Genomic DNA, 25,934 nt, shown 5'->3' with positions numbered 1-25,934 from the left:
ATGGCTGAGACGAAACACACCAAAGTCCTCATCATCGGCTCTGGTCCCGCAGGTTACACCGCAGGTATTTATGCCTCACGCGCAATGCTCTCCCCGATCCTTGTCCAAGGCATCGAGCCAGGCGGACAGTTGACCACAACCACCGAGGTGGAAAACTGGCCGGGTGAAAGTGAAATCCAAGGGCCCGATTTGATGGTCAAAATGCAGGACCACGCCAAGGCAATGGGCTGTGAGATCATAGGCGACATCATCACCGATCTTGATACAGATGTGCGTCCCTTTGTGGCCAAGGGCGACAGCGGCACGACCTATACCGCCGATGCCGTGATCCTCGCCACTGGCGCGCGCGCCAAATGGCTCGGCCTGCCCACGGAAGAAGAGTTCAAAGGCTTCGGCGTATCTGCATGTGCAACATGTGACGGGTTCTTTTACCGCAACATGGACATCGTGGTGATCGGCGGCGGCAACACCGCTGTTGAAGAAGCCCTGTTCCTGACCAATTTCGCCTCCAAGGTAACGCTCATCCACCGCCGTGATGAATTGCGCGCAGAGGCCATCCTCATCGACCGCTTGATGAAGAATGAAAAAATCGTGCCCCTATGGGATCACGAATTGGTCGAAGTCTTTGGTGACGAAATGCCTAAGGGCGTCAACGGCGTGCGCGCACGCCACGTCAAAACAGGCGAGATTACCGAGATCCCTGCCAAAGGTGTCTTCGTGGCCATCGGCCATGCCCCTGCTACGGAACTAGTGAAGGATAAGCTGGAATTGCACAATGGCGGCTATGTCAAAGTCAAACCCGGCTCGACCGAAACTTCAATTCCGGGCATTTTCGCCGCAGGCGACCTGACCGACCACAAATACCGCCAAGCCGTCACATCCGCGGGTATGGGCTGTATGGCCGCCCTTGATGCCGAACGGTGGCTATCCGAACAGGATTAAGCCCTGACGGAGAACAGAAACGATAAAGACGAAAGGCGGGTATTATCCCGCCTTTCGTAACTTTGACGGCCCTATTTTTCTTGTGAACCGTTATAATTGAGGAATTCGCGCCTCAAATTGAATTTCTGCAGGTGCAGCATATTGATTTGCAACACGACCCTGCGTTAAGGCAGCGCAACCCTCCGAATAGTGCCGGAGTGGAGTCGCATTTGAAAAGTCTTGCCGGAAAGGCCATTAGTATGTCCGAAAACCTCGCCCCTGTACCCGAGCTTTTTGTCTCTCACGAGAGCGCACAAAAGCTCAAAGTGAAAGCTGCCGATCTTGTAAGTTGGGATTTGACCCCCCGCCAGATTTGCGACCTTGAGTTGCTGATGAACGGTGGCTTTGCCCCGCTCAAGGGCTTCCTCACCGAAGCGGACTACAATGGCGTGGTCGAGAACATGCGCACGGCCGATGGCACGCTCTGGCCCATGCCGATCACACTCGACGTATCCGAAGAATTCGCAGAAGGCCTGACCGAGGGTCAGGACATCGCGCTTCGTGACCAAGAGGGCGTGATCCTCGCCACGATGACCGTGACCGACAACTGGGTGCCGAACAAATCCAAAGAAGCCGAAATGGTCTTTGGCGCGGACGACGACGCCCACCCCGCCGTGAACTACCTGCACAACACCGCCGGCAAAGTGTACCTCGGTGGTCCTGTCACGGGTCTGCAACAGCCCGTCCACTATGATTTCCGCGGCTCGCGCGACACGCCAAACGAATTGCGGGCCTATTTCCGCAAACTCGGCTGGCGTCGCATTGTTGCGTTCCAGACACGCAACCCATTGCACCGAGCTCACCAAGAGCTGACCTTCCGCGCCGCGAAAGAAGCACAGGCCAACCTGCTCATCCACCCCGTTGTCGGCATGACCAAACCGGGTGATGTGGATCACTTCACCCGCGTGCGCTGCTATGAGGCGGTTCTGGACAAATACCCTGCCTCCACCACCACCATGTCGCTCTTGCCGCTTGCCATGCGTATGGCTGGCCCACGCGAAGCCGTGTGGCACGGCCTGATCCGCGCCAACTTCGGCTGCACCCACTTCATCGTCGGTCGTGACCACGCAGGCCCAGGCAAGAACTCGCAAGGCGAAGACTTCTACGGCCCCTATGATGCGCAGGACTTGTTCCGCAAGCACCAAGAGGAAATGGGCATCGAAATGGTGCCGTTCAAACATATGGTTTGGGTCCAAGAGCGCGCTCAATATGAGGCCATCGACGAGATCGAAGACAAAGACAAGATCACCATTCTGAACATCTCCGGCACCGAATTGCGTCGCCGTTTGGCCGAAGGTTTGGAAATCCCCGATTGGTTCTCCTTCCCCGAAGTGGTGAAGGAACTGCGTCGCACCAAGCCACCTCGCTCTCAACAAGGCTTCACAGTATTCTTCACGGGTTTCTCCGGCTCGGGAAAATCCACCATCGCAAACGCATTGATGGTCAAGCTGATGGAAATGGGCGGTCGTCCTGTAACCTTGCTCGATGGCGACATCGTGCGCAAAAACCTGTCGTCCGAATTGGGCTTCTCCAAAGAGCACCGCGATCTCAACATTCGCCGCATCGGCTATGTTGCCTCCGAGATCACAAAGAACGGCGGCATCGCTATCTGTGCGCCCATCGCGCCGTACGCCGCGACCCGTCGCGCCGTGCGTGAAGACGTCGAACAGTTCGGTGCCTTTGTTGAAATCCACGTCGCCACCTCCATCGAGGAATGTGAAAAACGCGACCGCAAGGGTCTCTACAAACTCGCACGCGAAGGAAAAATCAAGGAATTCACAGGTATTTCCGATCCTTACGATGTGCCTGCGAACCCTGAGTTGCGTGTTGAAACCGTTGGCCACGACGTGGACAACTGCGCTCACCAAGTGATCCTCAAGCTCGAAAGCATGGGCCTCATCTCCGCTCAGTAAGCGGTATCGGTTACACCAAACGAACAAAGCCCCGCTCCTTTGAGCGGGGCTTTGTTTGTGGTAGCGGGGACAGTCATCTGCCGCGTTTATTCCCCAGCGACATCTTCCCATGACAACGCGTCATTGCGCGGTGTGTGTAATGGATGAAGCTTCGCAGGCGTCAGCTCATTGCCCTGCTTGTCGTAAGTCCGTGGCGTGAAGATACCGCGCCGCACGAGGTCGCGCACCCCGCCGCGATACGGCAGATTGGACAGGCGCGGATCGGCCAGACCGATGAACTTCTCATTGACCACACGCCCGAAACGCACATCAACGGGCAATTGGAACGTCAACTCGATCAAACGGCGATCCGAGAACGGGTTGATGTAAAAGTTCTTGTCGAAGGCATAATACTTCGTACTTGAGACGTGCAGGAACAGTTCAAGGAAAATGAAGTCATAGACGATGTCTTGCGCCGACTGCGGCAACGCGTTTTTCCACGCGAGATATTCGGGCGTCCACTTGTCCACGATCTCCTTGGACGGTTCGGCCATCAAGAACAGCGACCCGATTTCGTTCTCCAGCCCGAGTTCCAGCTTCTCTTTGCGATTGGCAAAACTGCGCCACCAGATTGCCCGTGTCAGGTCCATTACATTGCCCCGCAAATGCACGGCACCTTCAGGTTGAAGGCGCGCCAGATCGGTGCGCACAGGCGCGGTCGGCAATGCCACCCGCGAGGTCCGCAGCCAGTATTTCCGCGAACGGTTGCGCGCGTTCATCTTGTCCCTACCGAAAGCCGCCTTGGCGTGGTCGGGATGGTAACGCGTGAAAGGAATGTCGAGAATCTTGGCGAGATACTCACCCGCCGCCGCATCATGTACCGCGTACTTGGTGTGCTCGAAGCAAAAGAACTCTTTGACTTTATGGTGATGCCCCGCGAGGACGGCCAACAGCTTGCGTGAATCCGTGCCGCCAGAAATGGGCAGAACGCACTCATAGTTGTCGACAAGAGCCACCGTAATCTCGCGCAGGCGCGACACCAACTTGGCAATGATTACATCATAATCCCGCGGCTCCGCTTTCGGAAAGCTGTCGGGCAATGGCCAGATGCGATGCAACGCAAATCCGTCGAGATCGAAATAGTGGCTCGGCAAACAAAACTTGGTTTCATGATCGAGAGAATGACCGAGGATGAAGTTCTTTTCGACATCATCAGGGAGCTTGGACGTGGCAATGTGCTCGGATGCGAACATCGGATCGTATTCCACATCGCGGTCCAGCGTCAAAAACACCGATGCCGCCAGCAGCCGCGTGCGCGGGTTGTAGAACGAGGTCATATGCGCGACGGCATCAAAGTAAGCGCGCTGATACGTCCCCGTGTCGATCACGGCCGTGAACCGCCCGCCCGTGTAGTTGATGAACGCCTCGAACGCCTCAAGGAACCCTTTCGAGCGGGTGTTGAACTGTTTGAAACTTTCAGCCGAAATGATTGCCCCGTCGGGATCCACACCAATGCCCACGAACACGCCAAACAGCCGATCTTTGGCGTCACGCATCTCCGTGAACTTGAGGGCTTGGCCGTAATAAAACGTCCAATTGCGCAACGACAATTTGTCAAATCCCTGCGGATCAAGTGCGTCGTTTTCGCTAAACACCCACTGGTTTGCAAATACGTCCTCGGGAGAGAAACCGTGTACTCCACAGGCTTTGATCGCGTTCAATTCCATGTCGTAACCCCGTCACTCATTGTGCCGACCCATTTCCGGCCCGCATGTCTTTGGTCAAAAGTGCGAATTTACAGGACGTTGTGCAATCCCTAATCGCAAGAGGTCTTGCGAGGATGGGTCAACGGCGCTCGTCGGCAACAGGTTTAGTGCGGCTTGTAACCTGCGTATTGTGCCAAACCGATCAAACCCGCCTGTCGCACGACGGCGTTTTCCATGCCCGTCACGCGCAAGGCAAATGCCGTCTGACACGATGAAGTTGAACGCAAAGAGAAGAAATATCAGCCAGTGCAGACCGATCTGAACTGGCTCGTAACGAGAAACAGAAGATGACATTAGACCCTCATGAGTTGCTGCAACTGTCGGGTCGTCTATCGCATGACAACCTGATGCCAATCTTACGAAAAAGGCCCCCAATGCGGGAGCCTTATGTTTTATTTGGTTAGAGAGGGTTATGCGCGATCAATGCACGCTCATCGGCGCGTAGTCGTGTTCGCGGGCCAGTGCGAAGGCCAAGGTCTTGTTGGCCACTAGGGCCAGTCGCTGACCGTCGGCGTCATGCACCGAATACAAGTGATCCAAGCCATGCACCTGCTGGCGCACATCGTCGGGCAGGTCACTCACCGCAACGGCACGGACATAAACGATTTTTCCACCGTCACCAAAGATATTGGGATAGGTCGTATCCATGTTTCACCCCTTTTTGATCTGAATTGTTTGCACAACGCGTTCGGGTTCGCATCGGGTCAAATCGACATGAAGCAATCCGTTCTCCATATGCGCACCCGCAACATCGACGCCTTCGGCGAGGACGAACGACCGTTGGAATTGTCGCGCCGCTATTCCGCGGTGCAAGAAGACACGGCCCTCGGCCTCATCGCTCTGTCGCCCGCGGACTACCAACTGCCGATCCTCGACCGTAATCGCCAGATCGTCCTCGGAAAATCCCGCAACAGCAAGCGTGATACGAAACGCGTTATCCGTCGTTTGTTCAATGTTATAAGGCGGGTAGCCCCCTGTATCGGCTTTCGCCGTCCGTTCGACAAGGCGTTCCAACTGGTCAAACCCCAACAAGAACGGATGGGTGGCAAAGGTCACTTTGGTCATAAACACGCCCTTTCGTTAAAGCGACAGTGCAGATTTCGGTCCCTCATGAGGCAACCGTGTTACTAAAGATATGGGGAGCTTTGGCGGCGCTTCAAGAGAGATTTGTGCAAACGATTTGTATTGCTTTGAGAATAAGGGATTCGGGCCTATATTGAGTGTTCAAGATCCTTGCGCCAAGAGAGCCAATAATGAACATGTCCACCCGAATGGAACAGATTGAAGTGCTCCGCGTCGAAATCGAAGTTCTCAAGCGCGAGCACCGTGATCTCGATGAGGCCATTCATGCCATGCAGGAACAGGGCCACCTCGATGCCCTCCGCCTACAGCGCCTCAAGAAGCAAAAACTGGCGCTCAAGGATAAGATCGAAGCGCTCAACGACCGCATCAATCCCGACATCATCGCCTAAGGCCGCAAGAGCCGCACTTCCCGTTGCCTCCCCCCCGCAAGCCGCTATAGTGCGGGCTCTTATCAGCCTAGCGGGGACAGCATAGTGAGCGTCAAAGTCGGCATCATCATGGGCAGCCAATCGGACTGGCCCACCATGAAAAAAGCAGCGGAAGTTCTCGATGAATTGGGCGTGGCCTATGAGACCAAAATCGTCTCGGCCCACCGCACGCCTGACCGGCTATGGAGCTACGGCAAAGAGGCCGCAGGGCGAGGACTCAAAGTGATCATCGCGGGCGCAGGTGGTGCGGCGCATCTTCCCGGAATGATGGCCTCGAAAACCCGCGTTCCAGTGATTGGCGTGCCCGTGCAGACCCGTGCGCTCTCTGGCGTCGATAGCCTCTACTCCATCGTGCAAATGCCCAAGGGCTTTCCCGTGGCAACAATGGCCATTGGCGAGGCAGGGGCCGCAAACGCGGGCCTGATGGCGGCTGGCATTCTGGCGACCGCAGATGAGGCTCTAGGCGAACGGCTCGACGCATGGCGTGACGCCCTGTCCGCCTCCATCCCCGACGCTCCCGTAGACGAGTAAGTGACATGACAGACGTTCTTCCCTCTGGGGCAACCATCGGCATTCTGGGCGGCGGTCAGCTTGGCCGTATGCTCTCCGTGGCCGCCTCCCGCCTTGGCTTTAAAACCTGCATCTTTGAGCCGGGTGCAGATTGCCCTGCGAGCCACGTCGCCAACACTCATATCCAAGCCTCCTACGAGGACGAAGCCGCATTGAAGCAATTCGCGGCGGCCTGTGATGTTGTGACCTATGAGTTTGAAAACGTCCCCACGTCGGCGCTTAATCTTATCGAATCCATCGTACCAATCCGCCCGAACCGTCGTGCCCTTGCCGTGTCGCAAGACCGCATGAGCGAAAAGGCGTTTTTGTCCGAACTGGGCCTTAAGGTCGCCCCCTTTGCCGCCGTACATGATGCCGACACGCTCGCAGCGGCCATCACTCAGGTTGGCACCCCTGCGATCCTGAAAACCCGCCGCTTTGGCTATGACGGCAAGGGACAGGCGCGGATCATGTCGCCCGACGACGCGGACGCCGCCCTTGCCGATATGGCAGGCGCCGACGCCGTATTGGAAGGGTTTGTCGCGTTCAGCCATGAGGTTTCCGTGATTGCTGCACGCGGCCAAGCGGGGGATATTTCCTGCTTTGACCCGGGTGAAAACGTCCACCTCGACGGGATTTTGCACACCACCACGGTCCCTGCCCGCCTCACCCCTGCACAGCGCACCGATGCCGTCTTGCTCGCCGCGAAAATCCTCAACGCGCTGGACTATGTGGGCGTGATGGGCGTCGAGTTGTTCGTCACCAAAGAGGGCCTAATCGTCAACGAGATCGCACCGCGCGTGCATAACTCGGGCCATTGGACCCAGAACGGCTGCACCATCGACCAGTTCGAGCAACACATCCGCGCCGTTGCAGGATGGCCGTTAGGAGACGGAAAGCGCCACTCCAACGTGGAAATGCTCAACCTCATCGGGGACGACGTGGACCGCATTCCTGAATTGGCCAAGAACGGCTCCGTGGGCATTCACCTCTATGGTAAGGCCGAGGTCAAAGCGGGCCGCAAAATGGGCCATGTGAACACCATCACGGGTTCAGCATAAGCGACCGCCATCGGCAATTCACTTGCTCGCGCCTCTATGCGCTACTTTTGTGCCAAGGCACACTCGCCCCGCCTAGCCGCGCGGGCGTACTTAATGTTTGTTGACCAGTCGCCGCATAGCGTCAGAGGCAAAACATCTCCCCATTACAACGCATTTGGTATCATGCTGAAATAGCACACGACTCTCGTGTCTAGCGACAGATGCCAAAATGACGAAAGGGCCGCCCGAAGGCGACCCTTTGTTTTGTCTGTGGACGCGGATGCGCTCCACTCCAATGACGTAAACGTCTTTGGAGATGGCTTACATCATGCCGCCCATGCCGCCCATGCCGCCCATGTCGGGCATGCCGCCACCGGCACCGCCGTCTTTGGATGGTTTCTCAGCAACCATTGCTTCCGTGGTAATCAAGAGACCGGCGATGGAGGCCGCATCTTCGAGAGCTGTACGGGTCACTTTGGCAGGGTCGATCACACCGAAGGAGAACATGTCGCCATATTCTTCGGTTTGAGCGTTAAAGCCGAAGGACACGTCATCGCTTTCGCGAATTTTACCGGCAACTACAGCGCCGTCGACGCCTGCGTTTTCAGCAATCTGACGCAGTGGAGCCTCAAGCGCACGGCGCACAATGGCGATACCAGCGTTTTGATCAGCGTTTGCACCAACCATGCCTTCGAGCACTTTGCCCGCTTGCACCAGAGCAACACCACCACCGACGACGATGCCCTCTTGGACAGCAGCGCGGGTTGCGTTCAAAGCGTCATCAACGCGGTCTTTGCGTTCTTTCACTTCGACTTCGGTCATGCCACCAACGCGGATCACGGCCACACCGCCAGCGAGTTTTGCAACACGCTCTTGGAGTTTTTCGCGGTCGTAGTCGGATGTGGTTTCTTCGATTTGCTGACGGATCTGAGCAACACGTGCTTCGATCTCTGCTTTCTCGCCATTGCCTTCGACGATGGTTGTTTCGTCTTTGGTGATGGTGATTTTCTTAGCGGAACCGAGCATGTCCATTGTGACGGACTCGAGTTTCATGCCGAGATCTTCGGAGATCACCTGACCGCCAGTGAGGATCGCGATGTCTTGCAACATGGCTTTGCGGCGATCGCCGAAACCAGGAGCTTTAACAGCTGCGATTTTCAGGCCGCCACGTAGTTTGTTAACCACGAGAGTTGCCAGTGCTTCACCTTCAACATCTTCAGCGATGATGAGAAGTGGTTTTTGCGACTGGATGACCTGCTCGAGGAGCGGAACCATTGGCTGCAAGGAGGAGAGTTTTTTCTCGTGCAGCAAGACGATGCAGTCTTCGAGTTCTGCGATCATTTTGTCGGAGTTGGTGACAAAGTATGGGGACAGGAAGCCACGGTCGAACTGCATGCCTTCGACCACGGTGGTCTCGGTTTCCATGCCTTTGTTCTCTTCAACGGTGATCACACCGTCGTTGCCGACTTTCTGCATCGCGTCTGCGATCTGGCTGCCGATTTCAGCTTCGCCGTTGGCGGAGATGGTGCCGACCTGAGCGACTTCAGCCGAATCGTTTACAGGGCGCGAGGCGTCTTTGATCGCTTGAACCACTTTGGTGGTTGCAAGGTCGATACCGCGCTTGAGGTCCATCGGGTTCAGACCAGCAGCAACCTGCTTGAGGCCTTCTTTGATGATGGCTTGAGCGAGAACGGTCGCAGTCGTGGTGCCGTCACCGGCTTCGTCATTGGTGCGCGAGGCCACTTCTTTGACCATCTGTGCACCCATGTTCTCGAACTTATCTTCGAGATCGATTTCTTTCGCCACAGACACACCGTCTTTGGTGATGCGAGGGGAGCCGAAAGACTTTTCGAGCACAACGTTGCGACCTTTCGGGCCGAGCGTCACTTTTACTGCGTCTGCGAGGATGTTCACGCCTTTGAGCATGCGATTGCGTGCGTCGACGTCAAACTTGACTTCTTTAGCCATTGTTCACTCCTGAATTCAGGTAAATTTTGATAGGAAAGAGGTCGCTTACGCGATGATGCCGAGGATGTCGGACTCTTTCATGATGAGAAGCTCTTCGCCCTCAACGGTGATTTCAGTGCCCGACCATTTGCCAAACAGGACACGATCACCTGCTTTGACGGATGGAGCAATCAATTCGCCGCTGTCTTTGCGGGCGCCTTCGCCAACGGAGACGATTTCGCCTTCGGAGGGTTTTTCTTTGGCGCTATCGGGAATGATGAGGCCACCAGCGGTTTTTTCGTCGCCTTCTGTGCGGCGAACAACAACGCGGTCGTGAAGCGGTTTAAATGCCATCTTCGAGGTTCCTTACTCAAAGTTTCTGTTTCGGTCCCGCCCCTCTCGGACGGGGAAATAGGGTATTAGCACTCACCATGAGTGAGTGATAACGAGCCATAGGTAGGGAGGGTTCAGGGGCGTGTCAACCAGAGGATCCGCAAAAATGTTTACAGCAAATAGACTTCTTTGCAGAAGTGATCTTAAACCCATTGAAATGAAGCACGGTGCAGCGAATGGCATGTGTGGATGGCTCCTGCATAGCAAGACATTTTTGATCAGATTTGTGCATTTGTCAGAAGCAGTCATGCGTTCCCATTGCCGGCAGGCGATTGCGAAGCAATCTGCCGAGAGGGATCTGTTTGCGCGGTTTTGACCGCTGGCCCTCCCTCTCGGGACATTGCTTCGCAATACACTGTCGGGCAATGGATGGGTTCCGCAAACCAAGTTCCTATCAGCTTTACGGGCTGTTATGCCCGTGCCATTCGGCGGAGTGTCTTGGCTTCGGCGGCAGATTTATGCACCATCATCTCGCGGGTCTTGCTAACTCGTTGTTCCTTTCGTCTCAGGCTACAGTGCTTGGGCTGTAGGGTTCGTTGCGGGTCAGGACAGCCCAGACGATCCGAGCGGTCTTGTTGGCCATGGCGACGGTTGCGACACGCGCAGGTTTGCGTTCAAGCAAGGATGTAAGCCATTTGCTGGCTAGCTCCGGGTGGGATCGTGTTTGTCGAACGAGTGATGTCATACCAACGACAAGCAATGATCGCAGATACTGGTCACCCATTTTGGTGATCCGCCCCAACTTCTCCTTACCGCCGCTGGATTTGTTGGCAGGCGTTAAACCCAGCCATGCTGCGAACTCCCGGCCGTTTTTGAATTGGCGACCATCTCCAATGCTGGCGATGATCGCAGAAGCCGTCACCGCGCCGACGCCGGGTATAGTGCGCAGCAAACGGACACGCGCATCTTCTTTGGCCACTTGCTTGAGGCGCTCTTCATACCATCGGACCTGCTTATGCAGAGCCATGAGCTGTTCTGACAGGTTGCGGATCACCTCGTTGGCGATGTCTGGCAAGTCGAGCACTTCACCAAGAGTGATGTCCTCAGCAAATCCAATCACACGGGCCAGCCCTTTGGGAATGAAGATGCCGAACTCCGCGACCAGACCACGCAGATTGTTGATGAGTTGCGTCCTTTGGCGCACCAAAAGGTCACGCGCCCGATGCAGCGCGCAACGGTCGTTTCGAATACATGCCGCAGCAGATCGCTTGCGCGGAAGCGCCCGTGGCGGTTCTTCGAAAAGGTTGAGTGATCTGGAATATGGTCGTTGAGATCGAGGCGACAGAACCAGCGATAGGCGAAGTTCAGATGAACCTCTTCGCACAGGCGGCGTTCGGATCGGATGCCGAAGCAATAGCCCACCAGCAGCATGCGGATCAGTAGTTCAGGATCGATGGATGGGCGGCCCGTGTGGCTATAAAACTCGGCTAAATACTGGCGGATGTCGCTTAGATCCACAAACCGGTCAATCGAGCGCAGCAGATGATCTTGCGGAACATGATCTTCCAACGAAAACTCATAAAACAGCGCTGCCTGTACTTCCTGCTTCGGTCCCATTATCACAAAAATTCCCAATCAATAAGGAAATTGAATCAGCGAATGGGGACTCAATCAAGGAAGAGTTTTTCAACAGAATCGGATGCGCGCGGATTACGCCGCCAGTTCCGATGCTCTGATTGCCTCCAGCCAAGTGGTTGCTACACATTTTGCAACCGTCGCGGCTGCCAATGGCTACTGGCGCGAAACCTCATAGTACGCCGTTGAAGATCTCCCCCGTCTTACGAAGTGCAAACCAAACCAGTCGCAGTAGTTTTGGATTAGGGTTTAGGGATCAAGGTTTCTGTCATCAGAAGCGTTGAGGTCAACGCCCCGTCATTTTGTGACAGGCTCGCGACCAAACTGGCTCCGAGCCATTGGTGATAGATGGATTGCGCTGTCCCAGCGGGATCGGCCATTGGCACGATTGATCCGTCCGCAATGCCCTGCTCAAGCGTTCGGGTTAATTGTGCGATGATTGCAGTCACCCCCCGATCCAGAATCGCACTCATATCTGTTGAGAGATCAGCGACCTCGGCTGACAGTTTCACCACAAGGCAACGATCCATCGGATCGCCGCTGCTTTGGCGGCGATGCCAATCGCGAAAGTAATTCAGAAACCGTGTTCGGCCATCAATGTCAGGATTCGCCAAGGTCGCCCCAAGCCGCTCCTTGTAGTCCGCGACAAAGGCCTCAAGCAGGGCGCACCCATAGGCCTCTTTCGATGCAAAGTAATGGTAGAATGACCCTTTCGGGACACCTGCCGCCTTAAGCAATTCGCTGAGGCCAACACCCGTGTAGCCGTGCAATGCGGTGAGACGTCGGCCCGTTGCAAGGATGTGATCTTTGGTGTTGAGGGCTTTTTGCGTCATACTCAGGAGGTAGAGGCCACTAGACCAGTTGTCTAGTGGCGGGGCCGTTTTTCTGTTTGGCGCTGCCCAACGGACACAAGCGACGGATCAGGACAGAGCCTCAGCCACCGCAAGGTTAGCCATTTCCATAATCGCCTCGCGCGAATTGGCGACGGCGATGAAGCGGGCGTTGTGACAGAACTTCGCCCCCTTCACACCACTTGCAGCCTCAAGGTCCGCACCGTTCAACCCTGCCCAAGCAGCAGGCAGGTCAGCGCGTTGATCAAAGGTATCGTTGGACAGTTTGATCCCGTTCAACGTCCAATCATCACCACGCGGAATGACCACGAACAGAAAATGATCGGCTTCAGCCTTATCAAGTGCAGAGCGATAGGGCATACCCATTGGCAACTCAAGGATCGGAGAGGTGCCCGCCTTGGCGATGGCCTCCATGACAAGGCTTTGCGCGCGGGCCTTCGCCGCAAGATTACGCACCATTGCCTCGACAAATCCACGGGCGACGCCCAAAGCCACGAAGAAGGCATCATCATCCGCCGTTGGAGAAGGATCATCAAACACGGGCTTCAAACTGCCAAGAAGCGACGGCAAAGTCAGGATCGACAGCGGCCCTGCGACAGACGGCTCCATCGCCCCGTTGTCCAACAGATCAATCGGCAGCACAAACTTGGCGTCGAAGGTGGCATGGATCGTCTCGATGTCATCCGCAGGCACGTCCATCGCCGTCAGATAGTCCCGCCCGTAGTGAGCCCAGATCAGTCCGAAGGAGCTATAGGGCTGACCATCCTCGCGCAGCGGGTTGGGGCGTTGATGGTGATCGAAAATCTGTGCCTCGGCACTATAGTCGCCACCCACATCATAAATGATCTTATCTGCGGCGGGCGTAATCCATTGACGGTCACGGCTACGCATTACCTGCGCGCGAGGAAAGAGACGCGTGAGCACAACAGATGACAGCACTTCATCCGCATGAAATCCGCCGGAATGGGTGACAAGATGGGTGATGGTCATGTGAGCGCTCCAAAAGGGCCGATACAAAGGTCGGGAAAAGGAAAAGGCGACCAACATGGCCGCCCCTAAAAAGTGTCATGGCTGTTTGCGAGTTCTCAACCGGATCAGGAACAAGACACTACTCCATCCAGTCCACTCGATTGACGAACCGCAATTGACCCAAATGTGAATCGGGGCAAATCTATCTCGAAGAAGCCCTTAAAGGCAAGCGAAAACAATGGGTTATTTTTGTCTCCTTTATAGGCCGAGCAAAGATCTCGCGAAAATCGAGTCAAGATTCCGCGAAACTCACAAAAAGGCAACAAAAAAGCCCGCCAAAGCGGGCTTGGTACGTCATGTTTTGATGTCGACTACGCGGAATCTTTCATCTCAACCAGAGAGCGGACCTCAACATATATTGCACCGATGCCGAGAATATCGCCGCTGCGAAATAAAGGTTAATACGCTGCCGTTGACACGTCCCCCACGATCCAGGTGCAATTTCCGCCAATTGCCGCAATGAAAAACGTCATTGGGTCAGAAAAGCCAGCAACTTAACAGTACTGTGCTACCCAAAGTGTCCCCAGTCAGGGCTAGGTTTTCCGCATATTGATCACACAGACGGGCTGGATGCGTCTGGCAATTTCATCAGCGATCCCGGGACTTTGTTTCCGATAGCGCTGTGCGGTCATTCTTCGTTGTAGTCTCTACCGCTGCCCGACAGGGTTATGCTGAGCATGATCCCGAGAGGGGCCAAGTCTCCAACTTTTCGGCGGTACCTTCAAGCCCCATGAACCAGTGGGCGTTCAAACATTCCTGGCGGAATTTGCCGTTGAACGCTTCGATGTATTCATGAGTTTCCGCTCCTCTCCAAGCTCAGGAAAATCTAGCGGAAAACTCTAATCAAAAACGAGGACGTTTTTAGGGATCACAGCAAACCTGAACAGAGCTAACCTAAACTAGCGGACTCTAAAGGGAGCAGGTCAGTTGGGACTAATTTCTTACACCATATACATGGTGCATATTCCTGTTAGAGCGACAGGCTATTTTATCTGGCCAAAAATTTCTGGGAGTCTGTCCGAGGCATGGAGCGAAACGATATTTTTCATGACATGCATTGTCGTGACACTTCTTCTAAGCTCAGTAATTTTTCGCTTTTTTGAGGTTCCAATGCGAAATAAACTTAGGGGGCGCTAAGCTAATCGTTCCAAAACCGACTGCGTGTTGAACCGTTCAACAAACCGAACATTGATTTACACATATCGAAGGTCGGCTAATTCCCGCATTGCCGCCCTTCACCCCCGAACCCCATAGACGCCCTTCTCCACTTTCTCAAACCACCCGTAGTGGTCCATGCGCATGATGGTTGTGGCTTTCTCGACGCCTGTGGCATTTGCCACATCCGCGCCCTTGCTCGGGCCGTTTGCAATGAGATAGTCGCGGCATTTCTCGGCGGCTTGGCGGTAGGCTGTCACCCGTGCGCCGCGCACGCCTCCCAAGTTCGGGTCCCCCTCGCGGGCGTTAAACTCTTTGAGCAGGCTGTCTTTACGGGCTTTGACTTTGCGTGGGCGAAACTCGGCGGGATCGGCGTGAACTTGCACCGCATCCACCGTTGGCCCCGCCGCGAGATCGACGGAGATCACCCCGAGGCCCAGACGTTTGGCCAGACCCACATTGGCTTTAAACGCCTTCCACCCTGCGCGGCCAGACCATCGTGGCACGGCGAGGTAAACCTGATCTGTGATCCGTTGGCGCGCGATGCCCTGTTGTAAAAGGATCAGTGAAAACCCGAGCTTCAACTCGACAATCACAGGCGGCTCATCGCCGCGCCGCCCCATCACATCCGCGTCTTTGATCTCCGCCTTCACCTCGTAGCCGAGCCCCTCAAGGAAGGCTTTCACGGGGAGATAAAGATCGCTCTCTTTGGGCTTGGGCGCGGGTTTAGACATGGCCCAGTTGTAGCCCAGACCGACCGCCATATCAAAGGGGGAAGCGCGGCACGCCTCCCCCTCATCCGAGTGTCGAAGATTAGCCCCGCCCGCGCGATTTTCCGGGCATCGGGATGGGCTTTATCTTCTTGGCAAACCCTTTCTCCTGTCCCTTGGTTTGGACCTGATGAAAGGGATTGCGAGATGGGGTGACGCTTGGGATAGCCACAGGTTTTGGGGCCGCCAAGGCGGGTGTTTTGATTTTGCGGGTCATGTGAGACTCCTGAAAAAATGGAACGTCAGGCGCGCAATGCACGCCACTGATCACCGCGAACGCGGCTTATCCGTGCTTGTCCATTGACAGAGTCCTCCTGAAGAATGCGAGCGGCCTTGCATGATCCATCTGGGTCACGCGCGGCGGGTGATGGCGGGATTAAACCTGCTGATCCATTGTCAGTGCACTCCTTCAGTTGAACCGCAATGTTGCCATGAGAGAGGGCCTTACGTCAAGTTTGCCGCCAACGCGCCGCGACAGGGGCGTGACAAGCCATGCTGCACTGCCTATAAGGCGGGCAAAATTGGTACTCTAGATAGGACTTCCCCATGACAACGCTCGTTTTCGGCCACAAATCGCCCGACACTGATTCCACTGGCTCGCCCATCATCTGGGCGTGGTATCTCAACGAGATCAAAGGCGAAAAAGCCGAAGCGGTGTTCTTGGGCGAGCCCAACACCGAAGCGGCGTTCGTGTTGGAAAAATGGTCCTGCCCAAAACCGCGCATCGTGGACACATTTGAGGACGGTCAAAAAGTTGTCATCGTCGACACCAACAACCCCGCCGAGCTGCCCGCTAACGTCAACGATCTCGACATCACCGCGATCATCGACCACCACAAACTTGTGGGCGGCCTTGAAACCTCTGGCCCTATCGATATCACCATCCGTCCGCTCGCCTGCACCGCGACGATCATGGTCGATCTGATGGGCGACGACGCCGACAAGATGCCCGATTGGGTCAAGGGCTTGGTGCTGTCGTGCATCCTCTCCGACACACTCGAATTCCGCTCGCCCACCACGACCGACCACGACAAGGCACTGGCCGCAAAACTGGCCTCCGAATTGAACCTCGATCTGAACGCCTATGCGTCCGAGATGTTCGAAGCAAAATCCGACATCTCTGCGTTCTCCGACGCCGAGCTGATCCGCATGGACAGCAAGGAATACGCCGTAGGCGACACCAAGTTCCGCGTCTCCGTTCTGGAAACCACCGCACCCAAAATCGTACTCGACCGCAAAGACAGCATCATGGCGTCCTTCGCCGATGTGGCCAAAGAGGACGGTGTGGACGAAGTGTTGTTGTTCGTCGTGGACATCCTCAAAGAGGAAGCCACCCTGTTCGTGCCCAATGATCTGGTCAAAGGCGTGGCCGAGAAAACATTCGGCGCCACTGTCGAGGGCAACACTGTTGTCCTGCCTGGCATCATGTCGCGCAAAAAGCAGATCATTCCAAACCTCAAGGTCTGATCGACACACAAACGCCGCGATGGACTTCGCGGCAAAGATAGGTTTCAAAGGGGTGCCGCGAGGTGCCCCTTTTTGTTGGAGACCCCATGCTCAAATCCCCCGACTTTATGCGCCCGATGGCCCGTGGCGAGGAACCCGCCGTTGATGCGTTGATCACGGCCGCGTTCAACGGCAAGGCCGAAGTGCAGCGCGTCGCGGATCTGCGCAAATCACGGGCCATTGCGGGGGAAATGGTGTTGCCGATGGACGGCGGAATTATCGGCTACGCGGCGCTGTCGCATATGATCGCGCCCAAAGGCTGGATCGCGCTCGGCCCCGTCGCCATTCACCCCGACCATCACGGACGCGGGTTCGGGCGGCGCTTTGTAGGGATGATCGCGCAATGGGCGCAGATGTCGGGCCAAACGGTTGTGATTCAGGGCGACCCTGCGTTCTACGCGCGTTGCGGATTTGCCCCAATCGCCGACGGGTTCACCTCTCCCTATCCGCTCGACACCATCCAGATCGCAGGCCCCGCCAAGACCAAGGAAAAGGCCCTCACCTTCCCAAAGGCCTTTCGCTAACCCTTTCCTTTCACCCCCTGTCCCCTACCTATTCGCCGCACGACAAACGGAGCGCCCCATGACCCAGTTGATCCAATCCCTATCCGAGATGTCCAACCGCTATGATGCGTTGTTCGTTGATCTGTGGGGCTGCGTCCACAATGGCGTCACGGCCTATTCCGAGGCTGTTGCAGCCCTGCAAACCTACCGCAAGTCGGGTGGCAAAGTGGTGCTTGTAACCAACTCGCCACGTCCATGGCGAGCCGTGGCCGAACAGCTTGTCGGCTTTGGCGTGCCCACCGATGCCTATGACGCGATTGCCACCTCAGGCGACAGCGCACGCGCCGCGATGTATCTCGGGGCAGTAGGATCAAAAGTCTACCACATCGGCTCCCCGGGCGAAGACGCCGTCTTTTTCGCCCCGATGGATCTTGTCGCCGATCAGGCTGTAGAAATCACCCGCGTATCGTTGCAAGAGGCCGAGGGCCTTGTTGTCACTGGCCCCGAAGACTCGATGGCCGATCCCGACGTCTACCGCGCCGATTTTCTCTACGCGAAACAAAAGGGCCTGAAACTGCTCTGCGCCAACCCCGATATCGTCGTGGACCGTGGCGAAACACGCGAATGGTGCGCAGGCGCATTGGCGGGGCTTTATACGGAAATGGGTGGCGAGAGCCTTTACTTCGGCAAGCCCCATCCGCCGATCTATGACCTTGCCCGCCGCCGGCTGGCCAAGATCGCGCAGGTGTCCGACGACAACATCCTGTGCATTGGCGATGGCATTGGCACCGACGTGATGGGCGGCATGGGCGAGGGGCTTGATACCTTGTTCATCACTGGCGGCCTTGCGGCAAGCGAGTTCGGAAGCGACCCCAAGCATCCCGATCCCGCTCGGCTCAAGCACTGGTTGGCCGAGCAAAACCTGTCCCCCACGGCTGCGATCTCGTTTCTGCGCTGATCGACAGCAGAGTCCCGTCGGTCATAAATTTGCCAAACATGGCCTATTTGGCAAATTTTCTTGCGCGACATATTGTTTCGCTGTGAATTTTCATCTATGCTGCACCGCAACATGGACGAGGATTTTCACAATGTTGGATAATATGCTCCGCGGAACAATCTGTATTGAAGACATCGAAGTCGGCATGACCCGCTCCCTGCGCAAGGTCGTGACGGATCGCGATATCGAACTCTTTGCCGAAGTGTCTACCGACCGTAACCCCGTCCACCTCGATGATGACTATGCCCGCGACACGATTTTCGAGGGCCGCATCGCCCACGGAATGCTCACAGCGGGGCTGATCTCGGCGGTCATCGGCGAACAGCTTCCCGGACATGGCACCATCTATCTGGGCCAGACGTTGAAGTTCATGGCCCCTGTCCGCCCCGGCGATACAGTTCTGGCCGAAGTCACAGTGACCGATATCATCCATGCAAAACGCCGTGTTTCCCTTGAATGTCGCTGCACCGTAGGTGATACCGTGGTGCTGAAAGGCGAAGCCACCGTGCTTGCGCCAAGTGCCAAATTCGACTGATGCGCGGGGCCGCCCCCGCGAGGGAGCGCCATGCAGACCCATACCCATTGGACCGACATCCCCGACGACGCCCGTGGCGCCTCAGCGGCGATTGGAAACTTTGACGGTGTTCATCGTGGCCACCGCCATGTGATCGACCTTGCCCGCCCGCATGGCCCCCTTGGCATCGTCACTTTCGAGCCGCACCCGCGTGAATTCTTCGCCCCCGGTGCGCCCCCCTTCCGCCTGATGAACGCCGATGCCAAAGCCAGTCGATTGGCCAAACTCGGCGTCGAGCATCTGTTCCAACTGCCGTTTGACGCGGAAATGGTCGCAATGACGCCCGAAGAATTCGCCCGTCAGGTGATCGTTGAGGGGCTTGGCCTCAGCCATGTTGTCGTCGGTGCGGATTTCTGTTTCGGCAAAGGCCGCATTGGCACCGCCGCCGACCTGCAACGCTTCGGCGCACAAATGGGGTTTGGCGTGACCATCGCAGACCTTCTGGAAACCGAAACGGGCGTCTCGTCATCCTCAGCCATCCGCGTGGCATTGGCCGAAGGCCGCCCGCAGGACGCCGCCGATATGCTCGGCCACTGGCACCGCATCGAGGGCATGGTGGCCCATGGCGACAAGCGAGGCCGCGACCTCGGCTTTCCCACCGCCAACATGTCCATCGACGGGCTGCACGCGCCCAAATTCGGCGTCTACGCCGTGCTTGTCGATATTCTCACAGGCCCGCACAAAGGCAGCTATCACGGCGCTGCGTCCTTGGGTGTCAAACCCACCTTCGGGGCCAATACGCCCTGTCTGGAAAGTTTCCTGTTTGATTTCGACGGCGACCTCTATGACGAGACGTTGTCGGTGGCCTTCGTCGAGTTCCTACGCCCCGAAGAAAAGTTCTCCGACCTCGACGCCCTCATCGCCCAGATGGACGCCGATTGCGATGCCGCCCGCCAAATTCTGGGCGATCTGGAATGACCCTGCGCCCGAATTTCTGGCAAGAAATCCCCTTGGCCAAAATGAACGCCGAGGAATGGGAGGCCCTATGCGACGGCTGCGGCAAATGTTGTCTCAACAAGATCGAAGACGCCGACACGGGCGAGGTCTTTCTGACCCGCGTGGCCTGTCGCCTGCTCGACGATCAGACCTGCCAATGTGGCCAATACGAGATCCGCAAACGCATCGTGCCCGAATGTATCGTGCTCAAACCCGAAACCATCGACAAACACGCATACTGGATGCCGCAGACCTGCGCCTACCGCCTGCTGCATCAGGGCAAACCCCTACCCCATTGGCATCCGCTTTTGACGGGCGATCCGCAATCGGTGCATGACGCGGGCGTGTCCGTGCGCGGCTTTACCGTTCCGGAATTCGAGGTGGACGAAGACGAGTGGGAAGGCCACATTATCGAGGAACCAATAGGGGACAGCTGAATGTTTTTCGCCTCCGATAATACCTCCGCCGCCCATCCCAAAGTGATGGAAGCCCTCATGCTCGCCAATGACGGCTACACGCCTGCCTACGGTGCCGACCCCTTTACCGATGTATTGACGGAACGCGTGCGCGAGATGTTTGGCGCCCCCGACGCGCTCGTCTATCCGATGGCCTCGGGCACAGCGACCAATGCCGCTCTTTTGGCTGCCATGTCGCCGCCGTGGGGCGTGATCTATTGCCACGAGACCGCGCATATCGAAGTGGACGAACGCGGGGCGGCGACCTTTTACGCAGGCGGCGCAAAACTGCGCGCCCTGCCCTCCCTCGACAGCCGCCTCAACAGCCAGACCCTAGCGACAGCCATCGCCAAAGACCGCGCAGGCCACGACATTCACGCCATGCCCCCCGCAGCCGTTTCCATCACCAACCTGACCGAATATGGCGAGGCCTACACCCCCGCCCATATCGAAGCGCTTGTGGATACCGCCCGTTTGCCGATGCATATGGATGGGGCACGTTTCGCCAATGCGATTGCCGCAACGGGATGCAGCCCGTGGGAAATGACCCGCGAAATGTCGACGCTGTCCTTGGGCGGGACCAAAAACGGTGCGATGACCGCCGAACTGGCCATACTGTTTGACCCCGATCTCAAAGACGCCTTTGAAAGCCACCGTATGCGCGGCGGTCACAATGTCTCCAAAGCGCGGTTCATCTCGGCGCAGATGCTTGCGTGGTTGGAGGATGATCTGTGGATTGAGTTGGCCACCCACGCCAATGCGATGGCCACACGCTTGGCCGACGGACTTGAAGAGCGCGGAGCCGAGTTGGATTACGCCGTTGATGGCAACATGATCTTTGCGCGGATGCCGCTTGAGGCGCACCGACAGGCATGGCGCAAGGGCGCGGTCTATCATCCGTGGGAAGATGTCACTGGACTGGCCCCAGACGCCCCTGTGTTGGCGCGTCTGGTCACAAGCTGGTCCACGACCGAAGAGGACGTAGACGCCCTCCTCGCCGCCTTAGACTGACGCGCTACAGCGTGCCGAGATAGGTGTCGAGCTGGTCGAGGCGGTCCTGCCCCCAAAACCGCTCGTCCGTATCGGTGACGATGTAGAACGGCGAGCCGAATACACCCGCGGCCAATGCGGCCTCGGTATTCTTGGGATAGGTTTCGGCCCCCGCCAAAAGCCCCGTCATCGACAGCATCGGATCGAACCCGCCCGCTTTAAGCGCATCGGCGATCACCTCGTCTTGCGCAATGTCGCGTTCCTCTTCCCATGTGGCGCGAAACAACGCGCAGATCAGCGCCGACATATCGCCTTTGCCCGTGGAGTTGAGCGCCTCTTGCGCCGCGATAATCGCGTAGGACGCGGGGGCGGCGTTGGTCGGCCAAAACGCGGGCTGCTCGTTCATCGTGAGACCCAGAGCATCGCGGATGCGGCGCAGCTCTTGCATACGGTAAATCTTGCGCCCTTCGGGACGGTCGGCAGGTTTGGGCGCGCCCAGACGATCAAACAGCGCCATAATGTCAAAGGGCTTATAGGTGATCTGCGCCCCGTGCTTGGCCGCGATCTTTTCCAAACGGTCCCCTGCGAAGTAGGTAAAGACGCTCAGAGGTGAGAAATAGTAGTCGATATGAGCCATGCTGGTCTCCAGATTTGCGTTTCGCTCAACCTAGGCCACATACCCCACCAAAGGAACCCGTCGCCGCCGTGCGATCTGGCAACACAGGGTGTCGCTCATCGCTCACGCCCCTAGAAAACGGATCGCAGGAGACCGAAGAATTGTGGGCTATGGGCATCATGCCCCTTATTTAACGTGCGAACAGACCTCTTTAGCGCTAACAAGAAGGAACAGACGCGGACGGACATAGACGGTAGGGCGTCAGAATGCTAATCGGAACGCGTGTCGCGAATCCGTGGCGCGCTTGGCCAAACACACCACGGGAAATGCTGCTCATGCCCTCAACATCCGTACCAAAAATCATCTCCGGGAATGCAAACCGCACACTCGCCAAAAGCGTATCGCGGCGACTGTCTATGCACCGCGGCATGTCGGTCGATCTGTGCGACGCCCGTGTGGAACGGTTCAACGATGGCGAGATTTTCGTCGAGGTCTACGAAAATGTGCGCGACGAGGACATGTTTATCCTCCAACCCACATCCAACCCCGCCAACGACAATCTGATGGAATTGCTCATCATCGCAGATGCCCTGCGCCGTTCAAGCGCGGGTCGCATCACTGCGGTGGTACCCTATTTCGGCTACGCCCGCCAAGATCGCCGCATGAAAGCCCGGACGCCCATCTCCGCCAAACTCGTGGCCAACATGATGGTCGAGGCCGGCATTGAACGCGTGTTGACGATGGACCTGCACGCCACCCAGATCCAAGGCTTCTTCGACATTCCCGTCGACAACCTCTACGCCTCGCCCGTCTTTGCCCTCGACATCAAAGACAACTTCAAAGGCGCGATGGACGACATCATGGTTGTCTCCCCCGACGTTGGCGGCGTGGCTCGTGCCCGCGAATTGGCCAAACGCATCGACGCACCGCTCTCCATCGTGGACAAGCGCCGCGAGAAAGCGGGCGAAGTCGCCGAGATGACCGTGATCGGGAATGTTGTGGGCAAGAAATGTATCATCGTTGATGACCTTGTCGACACCGCAGGAACACTCTGCAAAGCCGCCGAACACCTGATCGAAGCGGGAGCAGAAGAGGTCCACGCCTATATCTCCCACGGCGTTCTGTCAGGCCCCGCAGTCGAGCGCGTTACCGCGTCAAAGCTAAAGTCCCTCGTGATCACTGACAGCATCGAGGCCACGCAAGCCGTCAAAGACTGCCCGAACATCCGTATCGTGACCATGGCGCCACTCTTTGCTCAGGCCATCATCAATACGTGGAACGGCACCTCCGTGTCGTCGCTGTTCAACAACAAGACCCTCATGCCGCTCTACGAGGGGCTCTACCCCACCGAATAAAACGGCATTTGTTTGCGACTCGAAACGACAAAGCGCGAGGGAACTCCCTCGCGCTTTTTTCTATGCCACCCGCCCGCGCAACGACGCTGCACGTTACAAATCCCAGTCATCCACATGGCGCACCGCGCCGATGGCCAACCAATCGGCCCGGACCCGCGCCACACGCGTGTCTTCCCATGTCTTAAAGACAATCACAAAGCCACTCTCACTCACCATTTCGGAAGAGATGTCGACGCGGTGATTGGTGGCCCGATCCATATCGAGCATCGACAGGCTGACGTGGACGCTAGGCGCTTGCGTGAATTCCTCGTCAAATTCCACCACACGCCGCATTTCGCGCGGGCCGGTGCCGGTCCACATTTCGCCGTCATCTTGAAAGTCCGAGAACAACAGGAGCGACCCCTGCTCGATCCCCAGTTGGTGCGTCTTGATACGTTTCATCTCGCAAAGGTTCCCAGTCACCAGTTACGCAATCATACTGTCATTAAATTCTTAAAAACAAATGGAAAAGGCCCACAGCATTGCTACCGTGGGCCTTTTTGAAAATCATGTCGTCAAACGTTTAGCCGAGATTGGAGTGGAACCCCATGTCATCGGCAAGGTGGACGAGATCCGCGAGGAATTTCTCGGTCATGTGATGCTCATCGGGATGGGCATCTTCGTGGGCTTTCGTTGCCTGCGCAACGAGGCTCGACACCACCTCTTGGGACATTTCTCCGCGGGGCAAAGCCATTTCAGCCAGAACAGACACGCTGTCCGCAGCCACTTCGGCAAAACCGCCAACAACGATGAACTGCTCATCACCGCCCGTGCCCTTTACGGTGAGAACACCGGGACGGATGGTCATGATGGTGGGCGCGTGGCCTGCCATTGCAGTCAGATCGCCTTCAGCACCTGGGATCTGCACCTCGGTTGCCGAAACGGAAGCAAGCTTGCGTTCTGGTGAAACGAGGTCGAATTGGATCGTATCAGCCATGGATGGCCTCCTTCAAAACGTTTTGCCCTAAGTCACGCTCACAATACTTGGGCAAAACCTGCGCATCGTATTGTCCGCGAGCGATTCGGAACTGCGCCGGTCTGGCGTGATCCCGAACCGCTTGGGGTTGCGTCTTAGGCAGCTTCAGCAGCCAGTTTTTCGGCTTTAGCGAGCACTTCGTCGATGCCACCAACCATGTAGAACGCAGCTTCGGGAAGGTGATCGTATTCACCTGCCACAACGGCTTTGAACGACTTGATTGTATCTTCGAGAGGCACCTGAACACCGTCAGACCCTGTGAAGACTTTCGCAACGTCGAACGGCTGGGACAGGAAGCGCTCGATTTTACGCGCACGTGCCACGGCCAGTTTGTCTTCTTCGGACAGCTCGTCCATGCCGAGAATGGCGATGATATCTTGCAGCGATTTATAGCGCTGAAGAACCCGCTGAACGTCTGTAGCCACTTTGTAGTGCTCTTCGCCGATGATCAGTGGATCAAGCAGACGCGAGGAGGAACCAAGTGGGTCCACAGCAGGGTAGATGCCTTTTTCCGAGATCGAACGATCGAGAACGGTCGTCGCGTCAAGGTGGGCGAACGATGTGGCCGGCGCAGGGTCGGTCAAGTCATCGGCAGGCACGTACACGGCCTGAACGGAGGTAATAGACCCGTTTCTGGTCGAGGAAATACGTTCCTGCATGGCGCCCATGTCGGTCGCCAGTGTTGGCTGATAGCCCACAGCGGATGGAATACGACCCAAGAGTGCGGACACCTCAGAACCAGCCTGTGTGAAGCGGAAGATGTTGTCGACGAAGAACAGAACGTCGGAACCTGTGTCATCGCGGAACTGCTCGGCCAGGGTCAGACCTGTCAAAGCAATACGCATACGGGCACCTGGAGGCTCGTTCATCTGACCGTAGACCAGCGCGATTTTCGACTCTTCGAGGTTATCAGGAACGATAACGCCGGATTCGATCATTTCGTGGTAAAGGTCGTTGCCTTCACGGGTCCGCTCACCAACACCAGCGAACACGGACACACCGGAGTGCACCTTCGCAATGTTGTTGATCAATTCCATGATCAAAACGGTTTTACCAACGCCGGCACCGCCGAAGAGGCCAATTTTACCACCTTTGGTGTAGGGCGCGAGAAGGTCGATCACCTTGATGCCCGTTACGAGGATTTCAGTCGCAGTGGACTGCTCTTCGAACGCAGGTGCATCACCGTGGATCGCGCGACGTGCTTTCGCATTCACTGGGCCTTTTTCGTCAACGGGGTCGCCGGTGACGTTCATGATACGGCCAAGGGTTGCGTTGCCGACAGGAACAGAAATCTGTGCGTCCAGATCGGTCACAGCCTGACCGCGAACGAGACCTTCGGTCGCATCCATAGCAATGGTGCGCACGGTGTTCTCGCCGAGGTGCTGAGCAACCTCGAGGATCAGACGGTTGCCGTTGTTGTCGGTTTCAAGGGCGTTGAGAATGGCGGGGAGGTCGCCGTCGAACTGAACGTCGACAACGGCGCCAATCACCTGCGTGATTTTGCCAGTAGCTTTTGCCATGTTTCGTT

At 56.7% G+C, this 25,934-nt stretch carries 29 protein-coding genes and 2 pseudogenes; 14 read left to right on the top strand and 17 right to left on the bottom strand.

Annotated features, from left to right (window positions below; translation table 11 throughout):
* Both trxB and ACN0TS_RS11395 read left to right on the top strand, forming a co-directional pair.
* Nucleotides 1-942 carry a thioredoxin-disulfide reductase gene (gene trxB / locus ACN0TS_RS11400; RefSeq protein WP_417259481.1) on the top strand — a complete coding sequence of 314 codons (942 nt, stop codon included), beginning with the start codon at nt 1-3 and terminating at the stop codon, nt 940-942.
* A gap of 239 nt (nt 943-1,181) precedes the next feature.
* Nucleotides 1,182-2,894, top strand: a complete 1,713-nt coding sequence (locus ACN0TS_RS11395; protein ID WP_417259480.1) for a bifunctional sulfate adenylyltransferase/adenylylsulfate kinase — start codon at nt 1,182-1,184, stop codon at nt 2,892-2,894.
* Nucleotides 2,895-2,980: 86 nt separating this feature from the next.
* On the opposite strand, the gene ACN0TS_RS11390 is transcribed toward ACN0TS_RS11395, so the two are convergent.
* From ACN0TS_RS11390 to ACN0TS_RS11375, 4 genes are all read right to left on the bottom strand, one after another.
* Complete coding sequence (locus ACN0TS_RS11390) at nt 2,981-4,600, bottom strand: hypothetical protein (protein WP_417259479.1); 1,620 nt, start codon at nt 4,598-4,600, stop codon at nt 2,981-2,983.
* A gap of 54 nt (nt 4,601-4,654) precedes the next feature.
* Complete coding sequence (locus ACN0TS_RS11385; protein ID WP_417259478.1) at nt 4,655-4,933, bottom strand: hypothetical protein; 279 nt, start codon at nt 4,931-4,933, stop codon at nt 4,655-4,657.
* A 126-nt stretch (nt 4,934-5,059) separates the two neighbouring features.
* Complete coding sequence (locus ACN0TS_RS11380; RefSeq protein ID WP_417259477.1) at nt 5,060-5,287, bottom strand: DUF1150 family protein; 228 nt, start codon at nt 5,285-5,287, stop codon at nt 5,060-5,062.
* A 3-nt stretch (nt 5,288-5,290) separates the two neighbouring features.
* Nucleotides 5,291-5,704 (bottom strand): Hsp20 family protein, encoded by a 414-nt coding sequence (locus tag ACN0TS_RS11375; RefSeq protein WP_417259476.1) that lies wholly within the window; start codon nt 5,702-5,704, stop codon nt 5,291-5,293.
* 188 nt (nt 5,705-5,892) lie between these two features.
* Between ACN0TS_RS11375 and ACN0TS_RS11370 the strand changes: the two genes are divergently transcribed.
* The 3 genes from ACN0TS_RS11370 to ACN0TS_RS11360 all read left to right on the top strand — a co-directional run bounded on the left by ACN0TS_RS11370 (nt 5,893) and on the right by ACN0TS_RS11360 (nt 7,760).
* The gene (locus ACN0TS_RS11370) at nt 5,893-6,111 is read left to right on the top strand and encodes a YdcH family protein (RefSeq protein ID WP_417259475.1); all 219 of its coding nucleotides are present in this window, start codon (nt 5,893-5,895) and stop codon (nt 6,109-6,111) included.
* Nucleotides 6,112-6,192: 81 nt separating this feature from the next.
* The gene (gene purE / locus ACN0TS_RS11365; protein WP_417259628.1) at nt 6,193-6,681 is read left to right on the top strand and encodes a 5-(carboxyamino)imidazole ribonucleotide mutase; all 489 of its coding nucleotides are present in this window, start codon (nt 6,193-6,195) and stop codon (nt 6,679-6,681) included.
* Between the two features lie 5 nt (nt 6,682-6,686).
* Complete coding sequence (locus ACN0TS_RS11360) at nt 6,687-7,760, top strand: 5-(carboxyamino)imidazole ribonucleotide synthase (protein ID WP_417259474.1); 1,074 nt, start codon at nt 6,687-6,689, stop codon at nt 7,758-7,760.
* Nucleotides 7,761-8,060: 300 nt separating this feature from the next.
* On the opposite strand, the gene groL is transcribed toward ACN0TS_RS11360, so the two are convergent.
* The 4 genes and pseudogenes from groL to ACN0TS_RS11340 form a co-directional block, all read right to left on the bottom strand.
* Entirely contained in the window at nt 8,061-9,707 is a 1,647-nt protein-coding gene (groL, locus tag ACN0TS_RS11355) for a chaperonin GroEL (RefSeq protein ID WP_417259473.1), read from the bottom strand.
* A 45-nt stretch (nt 9,708-9,752) separates the two neighbouring features.
* A complete protein-coding gene (locus ACN0TS_RS11350; protein ID WP_417259472.1) occupies nt 9,753-10,040 on the bottom strand; it encodes a co-chaperone GroES in 288 nt (95 codons plus the stop codon).
* A gap of 544 nt (nt 10,041-10,584) precedes the next feature.
* The gene (locus ACN0TS_RS11345) at nt 10,585-11,223 is read right to left on the bottom strand and encodes an IS110 family transposase (protein WP_417259471.1); all 639 of its coding nucleotides are present in this window, start codon (nt 11,221-11,223) and stop codon (nt 10,585-10,587) included.
* Between the two features lie 17 nt (nt 11,224-11,240).
* Nucleotides 11,241-11,636 (bottom strand): annotated as a pseudogene (locus ACN0TS_RS11340) (transposase); the annotation flags it as partial.
* A gap of 82 nt (nt 11,637-11,718) precedes the next feature.
* Between ACN0TS_RS11340 and ACN0TS_RS11335 the strand changes: the two are divergent.
* Nucleotides 11,719-11,832 (top strand): hexameric tyrosine-coordinated heme protein, encoded by a 114-nt coding sequence (locus tag ACN0TS_RS11335; RefSeq protein WP_417259470.1) that lies wholly within the window; start codon nt 11,719-11,721, stop codon nt 11,830-11,832.
* 64 nt (nt 11,833-11,896) lie between these two features.
* Here the strand turns inward: ACN0TS_RS11335 and ACN0TS_RS11330 are convergent, their stop codons facing one another.
* From ACN0TS_RS11330 to ACN0TS_RS11310, 5 genes and pseudogenes are all read right to left on the bottom strand, one after another.
* Complete coding sequence (locus tag ACN0TS_RS11330; protein WP_417259469.1) at nt 11,897-12,487, bottom strand: TetR/AcrR family transcriptional regulator; 591 nt, start codon at nt 12,485-12,487, stop codon at nt 11,897-11,899.
* A gap of 87 nt (nt 12,488-12,574) precedes the next feature.
* On the bottom strand, nt 12,575-13,495 hold the full coding sequence (locus ACN0TS_RS11325) for an MYG1 family protein (RefSeq protein ID WP_417259468.1): 921 nt from the start codon (nt 13,493-13,495) through the stop codon (nt 12,575-12,577).
* Between the two features lie 592 nt (nt 13,496-14,087).
* Nucleotides 14,088-14,323, bottom strand: a pseudogene (locus ACN0TS_RS11320) (hypothetical protein); the annotation flags it as partial.
* A gap of 446 nt (nt 14,324-14,769) precedes the next feature.
* Nucleotides 14,770-15,423 carry a DUF2161 domain-containing phosphodiesterase gene (locus ACN0TS_RS11315; RefSeq protein ID WP_417259467.1) on the bottom strand — a complete coding sequence of 218 codons (654 nt, stop codon included), beginning with the start codon at nt 15,421-15,423 and terminating at the stop codon, nt 14,770-14,772.
* A gap of 79 nt (nt 15,424-15,502) precedes the next feature.
* Nucleotides 15,503-15,676, bottom strand: a complete 174-nt coding sequence (locus tag ACN0TS_RS11310) for a hypothetical protein (protein WP_417259466.1) — start codon at nt 15,674-15,676, stop codon at nt 15,503-15,505.
* Nucleotides 15,677-16,005: 329 nt separating this feature from the next.
* Between ACN0TS_RS11310 and ACN0TS_RS11305 the strand changes: the two genes are divergently transcribed.
* The 7 genes from ACN0TS_RS11305 to ACN0TS_RS11275 all read left to right on the top strand — a co-directional run bounded on the left by ACN0TS_RS11305 (nt 16,006) and on the right by ACN0TS_RS11275 (nt 21,441).
* Complete coding sequence (locus ACN0TS_RS11305; protein ID WP_417259465.1) at nt 16,006-16,926, top strand: manganese-dependent inorganic pyrophosphatase; 921 nt, start codon at nt 16,006-16,008, stop codon at nt 16,924-16,926.
* Nucleotides 16,927-17,012: 86 nt separating this feature from the next.
* Complete coding sequence (locus ACN0TS_RS11300) at nt 17,013-17,489, top strand: GNAT family N-acetyltransferase (protein ID WP_417259464.1); 477 nt, start codon at nt 17,013-17,015, stop codon at nt 17,487-17,489.
* A gap of 58 nt (nt 17,490-17,547) precedes the next feature.
* A complete protein-coding gene (locus tag ACN0TS_RS11295; RefSeq protein WP_417259463.1) occupies nt 17,548-18,426 on the top strand; it encodes a TIGR01459 family HAD-type hydrolase in 879 nt (292 codons plus the stop codon).
* 130 nt (nt 18,427-18,556) lie between these two features.
* Entirely contained in the window at nt 18,557-19,000 is a 444-nt protein-coding gene (locus tag ACN0TS_RS11290) for a MaoC family dehydratase (protein ID WP_417259462.1), read from the top strand.
* A 30-nt stretch (nt 19,001-19,030) separates the two neighbouring features.
* On the top strand, nt 19,031-19,957 hold the full coding sequence (locus ACN0TS_RS11285; RefSeq protein ID WP_417259461.1) for a bifunctional riboflavin kinase/FAD synthetase: 927 nt from the start codon (nt 19,031-19,033) through the stop codon (nt 19,955-19,957).
* Nucleotides 19,954-20,412: a YcgN family cysteine cluster protein gene (locus tag ACN0TS_RS11280; protein WP_417259460.1), complete on the top strand. Its 459-nt coding sequence runs from the start codon at nt 19,954-19,956 to the stop codon at nt 20,410-20,412. The genes ACN0TS_RS11285 and ACN0TS_RS11280 overlap by 4 nt, the downstream gene beginning before the upstream one ends.
* Nucleotides 20,413-21,441 (top strand): threonine aldolase family protein, encoded by a 1,029-nt coding sequence (locus tag ACN0TS_RS11275; RefSeq protein ID WP_417259459.1) that lies wholly within the window; start codon nt 20,413-20,415, stop codon nt 21,439-21,441.
* 4 nt (nt 21,442-21,445) lie between these two features.
* Here ACN0TS_RS11275 and ACN0TS_RS11270 read toward each other — a convergent pair whose 3' ends face one another.
* Nucleotides 21,446-22,057, bottom strand: a complete 612-nt coding sequence (locus ACN0TS_RS11270) for a 2-hydroxychromene-2-carboxylate isomerase (RefSeq protein ID WP_417259458.1) — start codon at nt 22,055-22,057, stop codon at nt 21,446-21,448.
* Nucleotides 22,058-22,371: 314 nt separating this feature from the next.
* On the opposite strand from ACN0TS_RS11270, the gene ACN0TS_RS11265 reads away from it, so the two are divergent.
* Entirely contained in the window at nt 22,372-23,391 is a 1,020-nt protein-coding gene (locus ACN0TS_RS11265; RefSeq protein ID WP_417259457.1) for a ribose-phosphate pyrophosphokinase, read from the top strand.
* Between the two features lie 93 nt (nt 23,392-23,484).
* On the opposite strand, the gene ACN0TS_RS11260 is transcribed toward ACN0TS_RS11265, so the two are convergent.
* From ACN0TS_RS11260 to atpD, 3 genes are all read right to left on the bottom strand, one after another.
* Nucleotides 23,485-23,832 (bottom strand): H-type lectin domain-containing protein, encoded by a 348-nt coding sequence (locus ACN0TS_RS11260; RefSeq protein WP_417259456.1) that lies wholly within the window; start codon nt 23,830-23,832, stop codon nt 23,485-23,487.
* Between the two features lie 121 nt (nt 23,833-23,953).
* Nucleotides 23,954-24,367, bottom strand: a complete 414-nt coding sequence (locus tag ACN0TS_RS11255) for a F0F1 ATP synthase subunit epsilon (RefSeq protein WP_417259455.1) — start codon at nt 24,365-24,367, stop codon at nt 23,954-23,956.
* Between the two features lie 134 nt (nt 24,368-24,501).
* The gene (gene atpD / locus ACN0TS_RS11250) at nt 24,502-25,926 is read right to left on the bottom strand and encodes a F0F1 ATP synthase subunit beta (protein ID WP_417259454.1); all 1,425 of its coding nucleotides are present in this window, start codon (nt 25,924-25,926) and stop codon (nt 24,502-24,504) included.
* Nucleotides 25,927-25,934: the final 8 nt, after the last annotated feature.

The organism is Celeribacter sp. (assembly GCF_048266405.1).
GTDB lineage: Bacteria > Pseudomonadota > Alphaproteobacteria > Rhodobacterales > Rhodobacteraceae > Celeribacter.
The sequence above is the reverse complement of the archived record's forward strand: the minus strand, read 5'-3'. Positions and strand labels throughout refer to the sequence as shown.